The sequence below is a fragment of the Rufibacter sp. DG15C genome (assembly GCF_001577755.1).
Lineage (GTDB): Bacteria > Bacteroidota > Bacteroidia > Cytophagales > Hymenobacteraceae > Nibribacter.
The window spans coordinates 1,811,805-1,828,057 of sequence record NZ_CP010776.1 but is presented as its reverse complement, the minus strand read 5'-3'; the positions used below and the strand labels follow the sequence as shown (position 1 = coordinate 1,828,057).

Genomic DNA, 16,253 nt, shown 5'->3' with positions numbered 1-16,253 from the left:
AGCGTAGAGGGGTGTCTACATTTTGTGGTTATCTATTTAAAAGACCACGGGTAGGTGTTTAATAGCATTTCCCGTGAGTTCATGTTGATTGTAGAAGATCAGGATTAGGTCAAATTAAAACCTATGACCTAATTATTAGCGATGTGCACCCGCTTGTGTAAACACCCCTCTACGCTCCCCTCAAGGGGAGAATCTGTGTTGAATGAGCGTGGCTACTTAAAGGAGATGCTTCTCGTTTTTTACCTAATTTCCAGAAAATAGGTAAAAAACGGTTGCTCTTATTACTCTTCTCCTTGAAAACTGGCGCGTTGTAAACGGTCATTGATGGCAAGACCCAAGTCTTGGTTTGGCATACGTTCCGCTAGGATGATGTCTACTGTAGGAGTGTCTAGTTGGCGTAAGGCTGAGAACAGGTTTCGGGCCGCTTCGCTTAAGTCACCTGTGACTGAGAGTTGGATTTGGTGCTGGGCAGGAATGCCGGAGAACTGCTTATCTAAAGAGATGATACCTACTCTGGATTTATCTTCTATCCTTTCCAGATTTTGAGCCACATCGCCTAAGAACACTTTTTTGCCGGGATTGTAGTGACTGCTCAGCATGCCGGGCGCGGCGGGGTTTGAGCTGGAGGTTTTGATATTGGCCTTCGAGATGCTCACCACCTCTTCCAGTTCTTCCAAGGCTAATCCGCCTAAGCGCAACACTTCCACTTCATCACCCACAACTCTAATGATAGTAGACTCAATGCCTATGTGGCTGGCGCCGCCGTCCAAGATGTAGGGAATGCGGTCGCCTAGTTGGTCCTGCACGTGCTGGGCAGTGGTGGGGCTCACGTAGCCAAACGGGTTGGCGCTGGGCGCGGCCAAAGGGAACGGTAATTGCCTCAACAATTCTAGCGTGAGTGGATGGTTAGGGATTCTGATGCCCACTGAGTCATGGCCCGAGGTCACCAGCAAAGGCACTTTTTCTGACTTGGGGAGAATGAGCGTAAGAGGGCCGGGCATGAAGCGCTCGGCTAGTTTATAGGCTACGTCCGGCACCTGGCGGGCAATCTTCTCTAGTTCCTGGATGGAGTGGGTATGCACAATGAGCGGGTCAAAGGCGGGGCGGTTCTTGGCTTCAAAGATTTTGACCACGGCGGCCTCATCATAGGCGTTGGCGGCTAGTCCGTACACCGTCTCAGTAGGGATAGCCACTAAATTGCCCTGGGTTAAATAAGAAACTGCCGTTGGTATGTCTTTGCCTATAAGTGCCATGAGAACCTAAATAATCCTACAAAGCTAAACGTTCCCAGTTTATTTATAGCTAGGCATTTTCTGGGCAGGCGTTTTTGGGTTGTTTTCTGGGAAAGAGGCTAAAAACAAATTTCCGCTAAGGTTAGAACATGGCTCTATCCCTAGCGGAAATGTGATTCTTTAAAATCTACCTCTTATTAAACCTTCTGGTTTTTGAAATGCAAATGGAAAGCGGTGCCCTGCCCTACCGTGCTGAACACTTTGATGTCGTCGCCAGAGTTGTCCAGAATCTTTTTAACCAAATAAAGACCAATACCCGTGCCTTCTACATGGTCATGCACACGCTTGTACATGGCAAAAATCTTAGGTACTTGGTGTGCTGGAATCCCTAGCCCGTTGTCTATGATAGAGAGAATGAAGTCCCCATTTTCTGACACCTTGGTACTGAGCGTCACCTTGGGCGCACGTTGCGGGTCGCGGTACTTGATGGCGTTAGACACCAGGTTATACAGAATGCTGCGCATGTTCTTTCGGGAATAGGATAGCATTTCATAGTCCATATCCCCCACTACAATTTCGGCGTTGCTGGTTTTGATGGTATCCCGCAGGTTGGCCTTCACTTCTTCTAGCAGCTGTAGCAGGTTCACGTGCTCTATCTCATCTTTTGCCTGCTGCAGCTTGGTTACCTCAGAAAGGTCATTGATCACTTTGCGCAGGGTTTGCAGAGAGCCGTCCATCATGGACAAAATGTTCTGGTGCGGCACACAGTTTGCGCCCAAGTCCTCTTTTAAGGCAAGCAGCAGCCCTTCTAGGTTAGCGATTGGGGATTTGAGGTCATGCGAGGCCGTGTACACAAAATTGTCTAGGTCGTTGTTGATGCGCACCAGCTCCTTGTTTTTCTGCATGAGGTCCTCGTTGCGGCGGCGCTCTGTTAAGTCTCTGGTAATCTTCGCGAAGCCCAGCAGCCTATGGTCTGAGTTGTACACCGGTGATAAGACCACGTTGGCCCAGAAGGCGGCCCCGTCCTTGCGTACGCGCCAGCCCTCGTCCTCAAAGCGGCCGTCTTGTATGGCTTTGCTCAGCTCAAACGCCGGAAACCCATTTTCAATAGCCTCTCTAGGGTAAAAGACAGAAAAGTGCTTGCCTATCACCTCCTGGGCCGTGTAGCCTTTAATGCGTTCGGCGCCAGTGTTCCAGCTCATGATATAGCCCTCTGTGTTGAGCATGAGAATGGCATAGTCCTGCACGCTGTCTATCAGAAGTCTGGACTTTTCTTCGCTTTCGCGCAGTTCCTCGTTGGTCCTGAAGAGTTGTTCCTCCAGTTGCTTCTTCTCGGTAAGGTCGCGGGTGATTTTAGAGAAGCCAATCAGCTCCTTCTTGTCATTGTAAATGGCGGTGATGATCACATTGGCCCAGAAAGCGGTGCCATCTTTGCGGTAACGCCAGCCCTCGTCCTCAAAGCGGCCGTGGGCGCGGGCTTCCTTCAACTCATATTCTGGATACCCGTCCAGCACAGAATCACGGCTATAAAACTTACCGAAGTACTTCCCGATGATCTCATGGGCCTCATACCCTTTTATGCGACGGGCGCCCTCGTTCCAGGTGGCCACGTGGCCGGCAGAGTCCAGCATGAAGATGGCGTAGTCTGTAACGCCTTCTACCAAGCGCCGGAACCGTTCTTCGCTGTCTTTTAGATTTTCATAGGCTTTGTAGAGGTCGTCCTCGGCCTTCTTGCGTTCAGAGAGGTCACGGGTAATCTTGGAAAAGCCCAGGTGTTTGCCGCTTTCATTGTAGATGGGCGTAAAGATGACGTTGGCCCAGAAGACAATACCGTCCTTGCGCACCCGCCAGCCCTCGTCCTCAAAGCGGCCGTTCTTTAAGGCTTGCTCTAACTCATACGCTGGGTAGTTTTTGGCAATGGATTCTGGCGTATAGAACACAGAGAAGTGCTTGCCCATGACCTCTTCCTGGTCATACTGATTTATTTTCTTGGCACCTGCGTTCCAGGTGGCTATATGGCCTTCGGGGTCTATCAGGAAAATGGCATAGTCCTTAATGCCTTCAATCAACAGCCTATAAATGTCCTCCTTTTGATTCTCTTGACTATAATTTGAAACGAGCTCTAATTCTGGATTCATACTGCTGCTGAAAGGATGGGGTGCACACTATCCTGTGGTAATACTACACAAAATACGTTTGGTTAAAACATTAACTTCTGGTATTAGGTTCTAGTGTTCCTAATCTTAGACGAATTATACGGCTAACTGACCGAAACAATTTCAAAATACCTGCTTTAACCTCTAAAAATCATGTTCCACACGCATAAGTCGTTTTTAGGCTATTTCTGGGGAAACAGCCTAAAAACGAAAGCCCCGCTTATAAGGCGGGGCTCTCACTTTGAAACTGAATGTAGATTACACTGTTACTTTCTGGTACAGCTTGGCTAGCGTGGCCACCGTGTAGTCAATCTCTTCTGCGGTGTTGTATTTGCTGAACGAGAAACGCACGTTGCCGCGGTTCATGTCTGCGTTCATGGCGCGCAACACGTGTGAACCCAAGTCTACGCCGCTGGTGCAGGCGCTCCCGCCAGAGGCTGAGATCTTGTTGATGTCCAGGTTGAACAACAGCATTTCATTCATCTCTGAGGCCGGCAGGCTCACGTTCAAGACGGTGTATAGGCTTTTATCGCCTTCGGCAGACAAGCCGTTGAATTGCACGTCTTCAATCTCCTCGCGCAGTTTATGAATCATGCGGTCTTTCAGGCTCTGGATGTGGCGGTGGTGCTCGTCCATGTCACGGTAGGCAATCTCCAGGGCTTTGGCCAAACCAATGATGCCGTACACGTTCTCTGTGCCACCGCGCATGTTGCGCTCCTGTGACCCGCCCTGAATCAAGGGATGGATTTTAATAGCCGAATCTACATAGATAAAGCCCACGCCCTTAGGCCCGTGAAATTTATGCCCTGAGCCCACCAAGAAATTGAGGCCCAGCTCTTGTACGTCATGCTTGTAATGGCCCATGGTCTGCACGGTGTCTGAGTGCAACACGGCGTCATACTTCTTGCAGATGTCTGCAATGGCTTGCAGGTCATTAAGATTGCCTATCTCATTGTTGGCGTGCATAAGGGACACCAAGGTGCGCGGCTGGCTGGCCAACGTTTCCTCTAGGTGCGCCAGGTCCAACTCTCCCTTGTCACTTACTCGCAGCATGGTTACCTGCACTTCGCCGCGCTTCTCCAATGACTCAAAGGAGTGCAACACCGCGTGATGCTCTAAAGGTGAGGTAACGGCCTGCTGTAAGCCCAAACTACGGATGGTGCAGATAATGGCTGCGTTGTCTGCCTCTGTGCCACCCGACGTGAAGAAAATCTCTGCCGGTGAGGTATTGATCAAGCTGGCTACGGTTTTGCGGGCGCCTTCAATGGCGGCGCGCACCTGCCTACCGTGCGAGTGAATGGAGGAAGGGTTGCCATAGTGCTCCAGCATAAAGGGAGCCATGGTCTCAAAAACTTCTTTGTCTAAGGGCGTGGTGGCCGCATTGTCCAGGTAAACTCGCATGGTGAAAAGGTATTAATTATGGCAACAGCAACAGATGAAACAATTTGGGAGGTGCATACACATGCAATATATAGGGTATAAAGGGAAAAAGGCCGCACTTAGTTCTCTCAAACGGGTGCGGCCTCTTACTTATGCTTTCTCAGAGATGATGTCTTTGATATCACCAATGATTTTATTGGCCAGGTGGTCTGCCGTAGAAAGTGAGTCAGACTCAGCGTAGATTCTGATGATGGGCTCCGTGTTGGACTTGCGCAAATGCACCCATTCTTTGTCAAACTCAATCTTAACGCCGTCAATGGTGTTGACTGGTTGCTTGGCATACTGCTTCTGCACTTTGGCCAACACCGCGTCCACGTCAATGTCTGGCGTTAATTCAATCTTGTTTTTAGAGATATAGTAATTAGGATACTTGGCTCTTAACCTAGAGATGCTCAAACCAGACTTAGCCAGGTGCGTCAAGAACAAGGCAATGCCCACCAAGGCGTCACGGCCGTAGTGCAGCTCTGGATAGATGATGCCTCCGTTCCCTTCGCCGCCAATTACCGCGTTCTGGGCTTTCATCATGTTTACCACGTTCACCTCGCCAACGGCAGAGGCAAAGTACGTACCGCCCGATTTCTCAGTCACATCACGCAACGCGCGGGTAGAGGAAAGGTTAGAAACGGTATTGCCCGGCGTATTCTGCAACACGTAGTCAGACACGGCCACCAGGGTGTATTCCTCCCCGAACATGCTGCCGTCTTCATTGACCAAGGCCAGGCGGTCCACGTCTGGGTCCACTACAATGCCCAGGTCAAACTTGCCTTTCTCCATCATACGGGAGATTTCGCCTAGGTTCTCAGGCAGCGGCTCTGGGTTATGCGGAAAGTTGCCGTCTGGCTCACAGTATAATTTCTCAATCTGCGTCACGCCTAAGGCCTCCAAGAGTTGTGGCACCGCAAAACCTCCGCAGGAGTTCACCGCGTCTACCACTACTTTAAAGTTGGCGGCTTTGATGGCCTCTACGTCTACCAAAGGTAAATCTGTAATGGCCTTAATGTGACGCTTCAGGAACTTATCGCTTTGGGTGTACTTGCCCAGTTTGGTTACCTCGGCAAATTGGAACGACTCTTTTTCTGCCAACTCCAACACCAGTTTACCTTCCTGGTCATTGATGAATTCGCCGTGCTGGTTCAAGAGCTTAAGCGCATTCCATTGCTTGGGGTTGTGGCTGGCCGTCAAGATAATCCCGCCGCCGGCTTTCTTAGCAGGCACGGCCATCTCTACGGTTGGGGTGGTGGAAAGACCCAAGTCAATCACATTGATGCCCAAGCCCTGCAAGGTGGCCACTACCAGTCGGTTCACCATGTCTCCGGAGAGACGGGCGTCACGGCCTATGACAATGTTGTTGTTATTGGTGGTCTGTAGTACCCACGTGCCAAAAGCGGCCGCAAATTTAACTACATCTAATGGTGTAAGTGCTTCGCCTACTTCCCCGCCAATGGTACCTCTTATTCCTGAAATAGATTTTATTAACGCCACGTGTTCTTCAATTATATCCTACAAAAGTAGCAAAACCTTGCCTATTATTTGAAAGTTTGATGACATCCCTGCCAATCCCTTATAAATACTTGATTTCAAAAAACACCCCAACTGGTTTATATTCTTGCCCTTAGCCCTTATAAGGCCACACAAGGGGATTACTAATAATATTAGTGGAGCCACTACTCCCTACCCCAATTTTGTGGAGCACCTGCCATCTGGTGTGCCCTTGCCGTTTTTGGCCTGTTTTACAGAAAGCAGGCCAAAAACGGACATTTTCTCTTTTACAAAATGGCAGGTGCCGCTATCCATAGACCGCCAGATGACCCCCTCCCCTACCAGCAGCTTAAAAAAAATTTAAAATCTTTTTATGGATAATGGGAGACCCCTGCATCTTATAGTCAGAATCCCTTAAACGAAACGAAAGATGCATACGCCCGCAGTACTTATATATAAGATAGACAGCAGTTAGCTGCTACGGCCCCAAACGTGCCTAAGAAGGTTTAGTTGTTGTTATATGTGTTACTAAAAGATTAAGTTACCGTCAAGCATTGGTTATTCATTTGGGTTTGGATGTATCTTTGGCTTATGGAAGAACAGCGTAGACCCATGACTGCCGCCCGCCAAGCCCAGCTAGATGCTTTTAACCGACTCTTGGACATCTTGGATGACCTGCGGGAGAAATGCCCCTGGGACCAGAAGCAGACCATGGCCACCTTGCGGCACCTCACCATTGAAGAAACCTATGAGCTCTCAGACGCCATTTTAAAAGAAGACCTGCCTGAGATCAAAAAGGAATTGGGAGATGTGATGCTGCACTTGGCCTTTTACGCCAAGATTGCCTCTGAGCAAGGCGCTTTTGATTTAGCCGATGTGCTGCACGCCCAATGTGACAAACTGGTGTTTAGGCACCCGCATATCTACGGTGACGCAGAGGCTACTACAGAAGAGCAGGTAAAGAAAAACTGGGAGAGCCTCAAGCTCAAAGAGGGAAATAAATCTGTTTTGTCCGGCGTTCCTGCCTCGTTACCCTCATTGGTGAAAGCCATGAGAATACAGGAGAAGGCCCGCGGGGTAGGTTTTGACTGGGACACGCCCAATCAGGTTTGGGAGAAGGTAGAAGAAGAGCTAGCTGAGTTTAAGGCCGAGGTGGAAGCTCCTTCCTTTAGCCCAGAAAACACGGCCAAGGCCACAGATGAATTGGGAGATGTTTTGTTTTCTTTAATTAATTACGCCCGTTTTCTAGATTTAAACCCAGAAGAAGCGTTAGAGAAGACCAACATTAAGTTTATCAAACGATTCCAGCACATTGAAGCCTGCGCCCAGCAAGAAGGGAAAAAGATAAATGAGCTAACCTTGGAGCAAATGGAAGTTTACTGGAACCAAGCCAAGCAACTTTAATCTAAAATAGATTTTAATTGCAATTATCTTAGAGTATACCGGTAAAGAACTAATGTTTTTTACCACTATATTTGATATTTTGCATTAAAATCCCTAGGCTTGTATTTATGTTGCTCATGAAGAGACAAGCTAGGTTTCAAAGTTTTGGAACAAACAGATGGGAATAGCGTTTATGAGCGTTTTTAGTAATAACAAATTTTTTAACAACTCACAGAGTAACACAAAACAACTAAACCTAAATTCTTAGACACAATGGAAAAAAAGAGTGCACCTGCAACTGCAAAACCAGTACAGAAAAAAGACGGCAAAGCAGGCTCAATGTTCGCCAGCATCGTAATTCCGATTGCAATTATCGCTGCTATCTTGATTTATATGTTCATCCTTGGTAACCCAGCTAACTTTGAAGGTGGAGACAATGCCAATCACCCACTTCCTGGTAATTACCTAGGTCAGGTGTACAAAGGTGGTTTCATCGTTCCTATCTTGATCTCTATCGTTATCCTGGTAGTAGCGTTTGCTATTGAGCGTTTCTTGACAATCTCTAAAGCAAAAGGTACTAAAGGTCTTGAGCAGTTTGTGCGCAACGTACGTCAGAAATTGAACGTGAATGATATCAATGGTGCTATTGCCCTTTGCGATCAGCAAAAAGGTTCTGTAGCCAACGTGGTGAAAGCCGGTCTTTTGAAGTACCAAGAAATGCACACTGACACATCAATGACTAAGGATCAGCGTATTTTGGCTATCCAGAAAGAAATTGAAGAGACTACTGCCCTTGAGTTGCCAATGCTTGAGAAAAACTTGGTAATCATCTCTACTATTGCCTCTATCTCTACACTAGTAGGTCTTATTGGTACAGTATTGGGTATGATTAAAGCGTTCGCGGCCCTTGCAACTGCAGGTGGAGCCCCAGATGCAACACAGCTGGCAAACGGTATCTCTGAGGCCTTGATCAACACGGCTCTTGGTATTACTGGTTCAACCATCGCTATCGTTGCCTACAACTACTTCACCAGCAAAATTGATGAGTTGACATACAGCATTGATGAGGCTTCTTTCAGCATCATTCAGACGTATGCCGCTCAGCATGGTGAAAGCAACAGAATGTAATTAGCTTTTTAAGTTAATAGAAGGAAAAATGCCTAAAGTAAAAGTACATAGAACATCACCCTCCCTGGACATGACGCCCATGGTGGACTTAGCATTCCTTCTGGTAACGTTCTTCATGCTTATTTCGAAGTTCGCACCAGAAGAAGTGCTGGTGGTGGACACTCCGTCTTCTGTATCTGAAATCAAACTCCCTGACTCTGACGTGATTACCATCTCTGTTGGAAAAGAAGGACGTGTTTTCTACAACGTAGACGGAACCAACACCCGACGTAAACTCATTGAAAAAATGGGAGAGAAGTACGGTATTGCCTTTACTAACGAGGAGAAAGAGCTTTTCTCTAGAAGTGCTAGTTTTGGTGTGCCAATTGCCAGCTTAAAGTCTTTCTTGAACATGACTCCTGAGGAGCAGAAGCGAGTAAACCAGCCAGGCATCCCTACAGACTCTCTTAGAAACGAACTAGGCGACTGGATCATGCAGACCAGATACTCTAACCCTAAGGCCATTGTGGCCGTGAAAGGTGACGGTTCTTCTGACTACCCAGCCGTAGGACGTGTGATTGAGATCTTGCAAGAGAAAAAGATTAACCGGTTCAACCTGGTAACCGACATGGAAACCAGACCGACCCTTTAACCTAAGTTAACGACATGGCAGAAATACAACAGCAGTCCGGAGACTCAGGCGGTAAGAAACGGGCCAAGAAAATGTCAACTCGCATTGACATGACACCTATGGTGGACTTGGGCTTTCTTTTGCTAACATTCTTCGTGATGACTACCACGCTTGCGAAGCCGCAAACGATGGAGATCAACATGCCGGTTAAGCCAAAGAACATAGAAGAGCAGTTGCCATTGAAAGCATCCAATGCAATGACTATTCTCTTAGGAGATGAAGACAAAATCTTCTATTACAAAGGCTTGAATGATGGCGTAAACCCAGTTGACTTAATCCAGTCTGACTGGTCTAAAAACGGTATCCGTAAAATTGTTCTTGAGGCTACTCAGGCAAACCCTAAGCTTGTGGTTCTGATTAAGCCAGATGAAACTTCTACGTATAAGAACGTGGTGGATGTCTTGGATGAGATGACCATTACCAATACCAAGAAGTACGCCATTGTAGAAATGGACAATGCAGATGCCACTTTACTTACACAAAAAGGAGGTAGATAATGGACAATAGCAATTATTTAGCTACCGCTTCTCTTGATGATATGGTCTTTGAAGGCCGTAACAAAGAGTACGGTGCGTATCGCCTTCGTAAGATTTACAACACTCACATTAACAGAGCCATTGTCATTGCCATTGTTCTGTTTGTGATAGCCTTAGGTGCTCCGGTAATCAGGAAAGCGCTTTTTGGTGATAGTGATGTGGTGAAAGCGCCACCAAAAATCACAGTAGTGGACTTAGAAGCGCCACCGTCTGTAGAGAAAGTGGTTCCGCCACCGCCACCACCACCAGATGCGCCACCACCACCGCCGCCCGTGCGTTCAACTATCAAGTTTACGCCACCGGTTGTAAAACGTGACGAAGAAGTACGCGAGGAAGAAATTCCGGACCAAGAGCAACTGAAAGAAGTTGACGCAGGAACTGAAACTGTAAAAGGGGATCCTAATGCGCCGCCAACCTTAGAAGGTATTGACGAAGGCACAGGTCCAGTAGAAGAGGTTTTTGAAGACAAAGTATATGTAGCGGTAGAAAAGATGCCTGAATTCCCAGGTGGACAAGATGCCATGTACAAATACCTTCAGAAAAATTACCGCGTTCCATCTGCCGCTTTGCGCGCAGGTGTTGAAGGTACCGTAGTTCTCTCTATTGTAGTAGGCCCAACAGGAGAAGTATCTGATGTACAGATCTTGAAGAAGCTTGGTTATGGATTAGACGAGGAAGCTGTTCGCGTTGTGAAGAGCATGCCAAGATGGAATCCAGGTGAGCAAAACGGCCGTAAGGTGTCTGTGAAATACACAATCCCTTACCGTATTGCCATCAAATAATTAATTCAGCACAACGCTGAAAGGCTTACCCAACTCCGGAAATAAACTAAGCCACGGCATGGTTTGTTTCCGGAGTTCTTTTTTAAGTGAAAGGCCAAACAGGTTCTTGCTAGAAACTCTAAATAAAACGTATACTATCCTATGGAGAATTACCAAAGACCGGTCAAACCAGCGCGTGCCAAATCGGGCTCTGCCTTAAAATACGCCTCCATGTTCATGGCTCTGGTGTATCTGGGTGTTGGCCTTTTTGTGATATTCTCCAGCCAAGAACAATTGAACGTCGCCCAGAACAGCAAATACATCTTTGGCGGAATGCTGTTCTTATATGGTTTGTTTAGATTTGTGAGAAGCTATCAACTCTACTTTAAAAAGCCTTCCAGCAGAGATGAAGAAGTTTAATATTTTATTCCGTCTAGGAGTCATCGCTATTGTTTGCACGTTTCTATCCTGTAACCAAGGCGGCTCCTCCCCTGCTGACACTCCTACCTCTGGTGAGATTAAAATTGGAGTGGATGAGTCCTTCGCCCCTATTCTGGAGTCCCATATAGACACCTTTATGGGTCTATACAAGTACGCCAAGATTAAGCCTGTGTACCAGTCAGAGGGACTAGTAATGCAAGCGCTTCTGCAGGACAGCATACGCCTGGCAGTGGCTACCCGCCGCTTAAACCAAGAAGAAAAAGACGCTTTTGCCCGGGAAAAGATTACCCCCACCGTCATACATATTGCCACAGACGGTATTGCCCTAATCATCAACAAATCCAACACAGACACAACGTTGACGCTCCAGCAGGTGCGCGACATCTTTACCGGTAAATTCACGGATTGGCGTCAAGTGAGCGGTGCCAAGGCCAGCGGCCCCATCACCATTGTCTTTGACAACAGCAACTCTAGCACGGCGCGCTACATCTTGGATTCTATCAACCTCAAGAAGCCTTTGCCTTCTAATACCTATGCTACCAAGTCTAATAGAAACCTGGTAGACTACATTGCCCAGAACAAAAATGCCATTGGCGTGATTGGGGTGAACTGGATAAGTGACCGCGATGACACCACCACCACCAGTTTCTTGAAAAAGGTAAATGTGGTAGGCATTAGCACTAAAAACGCCCCCACGTCCGTTGAGGATTACGTACAGCCCTACCAAGCCTACCTGGCTCAAGGAACTTATCCTTTAACCAGACAGGTTTTTATTATAAGCCGTGAAGCTAGAACAGGTCTTGGCACAGGTTTTGCATCCTTTGTGGCAGGAGACAAAGGTCAACGAATAGTATTGAAATCTGGATTGGTGCCAGCCTCTATGCCGGTACGGATTGTAGGTTTCTCTGAAGAAGAAGAATAGACAACAGCTTACAACAATTACTTATAACTCTAACCACACACAACACAATGATTAAGAACTGGAAAAAGTATGGGATTTTAGCAGTGGCTTTCTTGCCAACTGCCGGAGTCCTTGCCTATGGTGTAGACGGGCAACGTTCTGGTGAGTTTGAAAATAGTGCTTCCTCAGCTTACGTATCCTATACAAACCTTATGCAGGACAGCCCTGCCATGGGTTTAGTGAAACAAGGCAAAGAGGCGTTACTGAAAGGTGATGCCGCTGGAGCGCAACAGTTCTTTGACAAAGCCTTGGCCCTCACCAAGAACAAAGATGCAAGTGTGATGGCTAGCATTGGTGAAGCGTATGTAGACGCAGACGCTAAAGACTTGGCACCAGCCATTAAAGTATTGGAAGAAGCGGTAAAGAAAGATCCTAAGAATGCTGCAGCCTTTGTAGCCTTAGGCGATGCGTACTTAAAGCAGAGCAAAGATGGTGGCAAGGCGCTTTCTAACTATGACAAAGCCATTGCAGCCAACCCTAAATTTGCCAAAGCCCATTTACGCAGAGGTCAGTTGTATGGCCAGTCCCGTAACTTTACAGCGGCTAAGGAGTCTTTAGACGCGGCCATTGCGGCAGACGCCAACTACGCACCGGCTTACTTAGAATTTGCGGAGCTGTACTACCGTGCAGACCAGTTGCCTAAGAGCGCTGAGTACATCAAGAAGTACGTGACCATGGCTGAGAACACGCCAGAGACGCGTGCCAAGTATGCCTCTATCTTGTATTTGACCAAAGATTACACCGCGGCACAAGCAGAGATAGACAATACGCTAAAGGTAGATCCTAACAACATTGCCATGAACCGTCTGAAGGGCTACATTTTAGTAGACACCAAGCAGAACGAGAAGGCTTTGGAGGCTATGACTGCCTACTTCAGCAAGTATGATGAGTCTAAGCGTATTCCTTCTGACTATGAGTACTATGCCAACGCCTTGGTGGCGAACAACAAAAACCAAGAGGCGGTAGACTTGATTATGAAGGCCAAACAGGTAGATCCTAAGAATCCTTTGTATGATGATTTACTAGCGAAGCAGTACACCAAGCTGAAGAACTATCCTAAGGCCATAGAAGCGTATAAGGCGAAGTTCAGCACTACTCCTCCTACCAACACAGACTTGTTCTACTTTGGTCAGGCGCATGAGTTGAACAACCAGTTCCAGACGGCAGATAGCATTTATACTATCATCACCACCAAGAACCCGAACTACGCGTACGGTCACTTCTGGAGAGCCCGTGCTAATGCCTACATTGACACTGACAGCAAGCAAGGACTGGCTAAGCCTCACTATGAGAAGTTCATTGAGTTGACCTCAGCTGACAAAGAGAAATACAAGAAGGACTTGGTGATTGCCAACAACTACTTAGGCTACTACTATTACACTAAGAAGGACAAAGCCAACGCCACCAAGTACTGGTTAGAGGCCCAAGCCTTAGATCCAACCAACGCTGATGCCATCAATGGCTTGAAAGCGCTGAAGTAATATCAAACACCTATTAACAGAAAAGGGTCGCTCTAGCTTAGAGCGACCCTTTTTTATGGCTTCGTTTTTAGGCTACTTTCTAGAAAACAGGCCAAAAACGGTTCTTACTGCTGAGCTCGGTCTTCTAAGAGTTTCCCGTATTGACGCCACTTAGCTAACCCGGCTAAGAAGTCTTCGGGTAGGTCAGACTCAAATTGCAGGAATTCATGGGTTCTTGGATGAATAAAGCCTAGGGATTTGGCATGCAGTGCCTGCCTAGGCAAAGCATCAAACGTATTCTGCACGAAAGCCTTATAAGAGCCCGTATGTTGGCCTTTGACAATCTTATCCCCGCCGTAGGTACTATCATTAAACAACGGATGCCCTAGGTACTTCATATGCGCTCTAATCTGGTGCGTGCGTCCCGTCTCCAGGTTACACTTAAGCAGACTACAATAGCCAAAGCTTTCCAGCACCTCATAGTGCGTCACAGCGTGCTTCCCGAAGTCTCCCTCTGGATAGACCGCCATCACCTTGCGGTCTTTGGCACTGCGCCCCACGTGACCGGTGATGGTTCCTTTCTCTTGAGCAGGCACTCCCCACACCAATGCATAATAGGTGCGCTCAATGGAGTGGTCATAGAACTGCCGTGCCAGGTGCGCCATGGCCAATTCAGTCTTGGCTATTACAAGCAACCCTGACGTGTCCTTGTCTATGCGGTGCACCAAACCTGGCCTGATCTCGCCGTTGCGAGTGGTGGGCAGATTTTGCAGGTAAAACACCAATCCGTTTACCAAGGTGCCAGACCAGTTGTTGTACGCTGGGTGCACCACCATGCCAGCGGCCTTGTTTATAATCATCAGGTCCTCGTCCTCAAAGACAATGTTTAAAGGAATGTCTTCTGGTACTATGTCTGTGTCACGAGGAGGGTCTGCTAGTGTGATGGTAATCACATCCAAGGGCTTTACCTTGTAGCTAGCCTTAATAGAAAGACCGTTCACCCGCACAGACTCGGCCTTGATAGCTTCCTGCAGTTTGTTACGTGTCACGTTGGGCAAGCGGTCCATCAAGAACTTATCAACGCGCAGCAGGGCCTGTCCTTTGTCCACGACAATGCGGTGGTGTTCAAAGAGGTCGTCAGAATCTAGGCTGTTGGCAGCTTCATCTTCCTGGTCCAGAGAAGAGATCATGTCGTTTTTGGCTTGTTTTGGGTAAAATAGGCAAAAAACGGAAAAGCCGATGGTGTGCATCACCATCGGCTTTTCCGTTAAATAAGACGCCGTTTAGTTTTTCTTCTTAACTGGCGTTGCAGCTGGTTTGGCTGGTGTAGCACCTGGCTTAGGAGTAGAAGCAGCTGGGCCCGCAGGCTTAGCACCTGGCGTTACGCCTAATTTCTTCAATACCAAGTCAGTGAAGTTGTTTCCGTCTTCTGGACCATACAACAAAGCCTCAGCGGTAAAGATGTGGGTATAGCCGTTTTCTTTGGCAACCTCATCAATGGCCTTCTGGATTTTGTTCATCACTGGCTCAAGCGCCACCTGCTCTTTTTTCTGCAAAGAAGCATCTGCGTTGCGTTGGAACTCCTCAATAGAAGAACGAAGCGTAGTCAATTCCTTCTCTCTATCAGCTCTGATCACGTCAGTCATGGCGGCAGCTCCTTTGTTATACGCTTCCAACTTGCCTTGGTAATCTTTCACTTTATTCTGAAGTTCTTTCTCCAATTGACCGCTGTGCGCTTTCAGATCAGACTCAATCTGACGGCTCTCAGGCAACTGGCTGATAATGTAATTCGCGTTGGTGTAACCAATCTTAACGGTACCCGTCTGTGCAAATGAAGCCATGCTCACGCATACAAAAGCGGCCACCAACAGAGATTTCAATTTGTTCATTGTAAGTTACTTTGTTTGTTTAATTGTTTTTCTTTTTAACTGGCGGCTTTTTAGTGCCGGAGGCAGGCTTGGTGTTCTTAGAAGGCGAATTCTCTGTGGCCGCCTCAGGCAACGGAGGTATGTCTTCTGGTTTGTCTATCAAAGCATCTGCCGGTCTGGCTCCCTGTGAATTGGCTTCCTTAGACGCCAGTCCCAGTTCTTCCAGCACATACTCTGTGTAATCATGACGTGGGTCTGTGTACAGCATCACCACGTCTCTGGATGACTTATCAAATATAAAGCTCAGGCCTTTCTGTCTCACCACCTTTTCAACGGCTTCAAACAGCTGGTCCTGGGCTGGCCTGATCATTTCTTCACGCTTTTTGAACAGGCTTCCTTCAAATCCGAACATCTTGCGCTGGTACTCTCTCACCTCGTTCTCCTTCTTGGTGATTTCCTCCAAGCGCTTGGTTTTCATTTCTGAGGTAAGCAAAATCTCTTCTGCCTGATACGCTTTCTTAAGCTTCTCAACCTCTGCCCGCATGTTCTCAATTTCCTTTTGCCAGGCGGCAGACAACTTGTCTACCTCAGCTTGGGCATTAGAATATGCAGGCATCTTTTGCAGGATAAATTCTGAGTCAATATAGCCGAACCGTTGCGCATGGGAGGTCTGACTGCTCACCAGGAACAATGTCACTACCAATAGAAAACCAAGCGTTCTTTTCATGCTATCTCCTC

15 protein-coding genes are annotated in these 16,253 nt (G+C 47.6%); 8 read left to right on the top strand and 7 right to left on the bottom strand.

Annotated features, from left to right (window positions below; all coding sequences use genetic code 11):
• Positions 1–281: 281 nt before the first annotated feature.
• The 4 genes from TH61_RS07790 to glmM all read right to left on the bottom strand — a co-directional run bounded on the left by TH61_RS07790 (position 282) and on the right by glmM (position 6,310).
• On the bottom strand, positions 282–1,253 hold the full coding sequence (locus tag TH61_RS07790; RefSeq protein ID WP_066508023.1) for an L-threonylcarbamoyladenylate synthase: 972 nt from the start codon (positions 1,251–1,253) through the stop codon (positions 282–284).
• Between the two features lie 176 nt (positions 1,254–1,429).
• A complete protein-coding gene (locus tag TH61_RS07785) occupies positions 1,430–3,370 on the bottom strand; it encodes a PAS domain-containing sensor histidine kinase (protein ID WP_082780333.1) in 1,941 nt (646 codons plus the stop codon).
• A gap of 276 nt (positions 3,371–3,646) precedes the next feature.
• Positions 3,647–4,789: a cysteine desulfurase family protein gene (locus tag TH61_RS07780; RefSeq protein ID WP_066508020.1), complete on the bottom strand. Its 1,143-nt coding sequence runs from the start codon at positions 4,787–4,789 to the stop codon at positions 3,647–3,649.
• Positions 4,790–4,918: 129 nt separating this feature from the next.
• Positions 4,919–6,310 carry a phosphoglucosamine mutase gene (glmM, locus tag TH61_RS07775; RefSeq protein ID WP_066508017.1) on the bottom strand — a complete coding sequence of 464 codons (1,392 nt, stop codon included), beginning with the start codon at positions 6,308–6,310 and terminating at the stop codon, positions 4,919–4,921.
• 609 nt (positions 6,311–6,919) lie between these two features.
• On the opposite strand from glmM, the gene mazG reads away from it, so the two are divergent.
• The 8 genes from mazG (at position 6,920) to TH61_RS07735 (ending at position 13,668) form a co-directional block, all read left to right on the top strand.
• On the top strand, positions 6,920–7,711 hold the full coding sequence (mazG, locus tag TH61_RS07770) for a nucleoside triphosphate pyrophosphohydrolase (protein WP_231862322.1): 792 nt from the start codon (positions 6,920–6,922) through the stop codon (positions 7,709–7,711).
• 252 nt (positions 7,712–7,963) lie between these two features.
• Positions 7,964–8,818, top strand: coding sequence for a MotA/TolQ/ExbB proton channel family protein (locus TH61_RS07765; protein ID WP_066508015.1), 855 nt, complete (start codon positions 7,964–7,966; stop codon positions 8,816–8,818).
• A 28-nt stretch (positions 8,819–8,846) separates the two neighbouring features.
• Positions 8,847–9,449: a biopolymer transporter ExbD gene (locus tag TH61_RS07760; protein WP_066508013.1), complete on the top strand. Its 603-nt coding sequence runs from the start codon at positions 8,847–8,849 to the stop codon at positions 9,447–9,449.
• A gap of 14 nt (positions 9,450–9,463) precedes the next feature.
• Complete coding sequence (locus TH61_RS07755; protein ID WP_066508012.1) at positions 9,464–9,985, top strand: biopolymer transporter ExbD; 522 nt, start codon at positions 9,464–9,466, stop codon at positions 9,983–9,985.
• Positions 9,985–10,806: an energy transducer TonB gene (locus TH61_RS07750; RefSeq protein ID WP_066508011.1), complete on the top strand. Its 822-nt coding sequence runs from the start codon at positions 9,985–9,987 to the stop codon at positions 10,804–10,806. The genes TH61_RS07755 and TH61_RS07750 overlap by 1 nt, the downstream gene beginning before the upstream one ends.
• Before the next feature lie 141 nt (positions 10,807–10,947).
• A complete protein-coding gene (locus TH61_RS07745; protein WP_066508009.1) occupies positions 10,948–11,205 on the top strand; it encodes a hypothetical protein in 258 nt (85 codons plus the stop codon).
• Positions 11,192–12,148: a PstS family phosphate ABC transporter substrate-binding protein gene (locus tag TH61_RS07740; RefSeq protein ID WP_066508007.1), complete on the top strand. Its 957-nt coding sequence runs from the start codon at positions 11,192–11,194 to the stop codon at positions 12,146–12,148. The genes TH61_RS07745 and TH61_RS07740 overlap by 14 nt, the downstream gene beginning before the upstream one ends.
• A 47-nt stretch (positions 12,149–12,195) precedes the next feature.
• Positions 12,196–13,668, top strand: coding sequence for a tetratricopeptide repeat protein (locus TH61_RS07735; RefSeq protein ID WP_066508005.1), 1,473 nt, complete (start codon positions 12,196–12,198; stop codon positions 13,666–13,668).
• Between the two features lie 104 nt (positions 13,669–13,772).
• On the opposite strand, the gene TH61_RS07730 is transcribed toward TH61_RS07735, so the two are convergent.
• From TH61_RS07730 to TH61_RS07720, 3 genes are all read right to left on the bottom strand, one after another.
• Positions 13,773–14,837, bottom strand: coding sequence for an RluA family pseudouridine synthase (locus TH61_RS07730; protein WP_066512654.1), 1,065 nt, complete (start codon positions 14,835–14,837; stop codon positions 13,773–13,775).
• 93 nt (positions 14,838–14,930) lie between these two features.
• A complete protein-coding gene (locus TH61_RS07725) occupies positions 14,931–15,536 on the bottom strand; it encodes an OmpH family outer membrane protein (RefSeq protein WP_066508001.1) in 606 nt (201 codons plus the stop codon).
• A gap of 19 nt (positions 15,537–15,555) precedes the next feature.
• Positions 15,556–16,242: an OmpH family outer membrane protein gene (locus TH61_RS07720; protein WP_066507999.1), complete on the bottom strand. Its 687-nt coding sequence runs from the start codon at positions 16,240–16,242 to the stop codon at positions 15,556–15,558.
• Positions 16,243–16,253 lie beyond the last annotated feature (11 nt).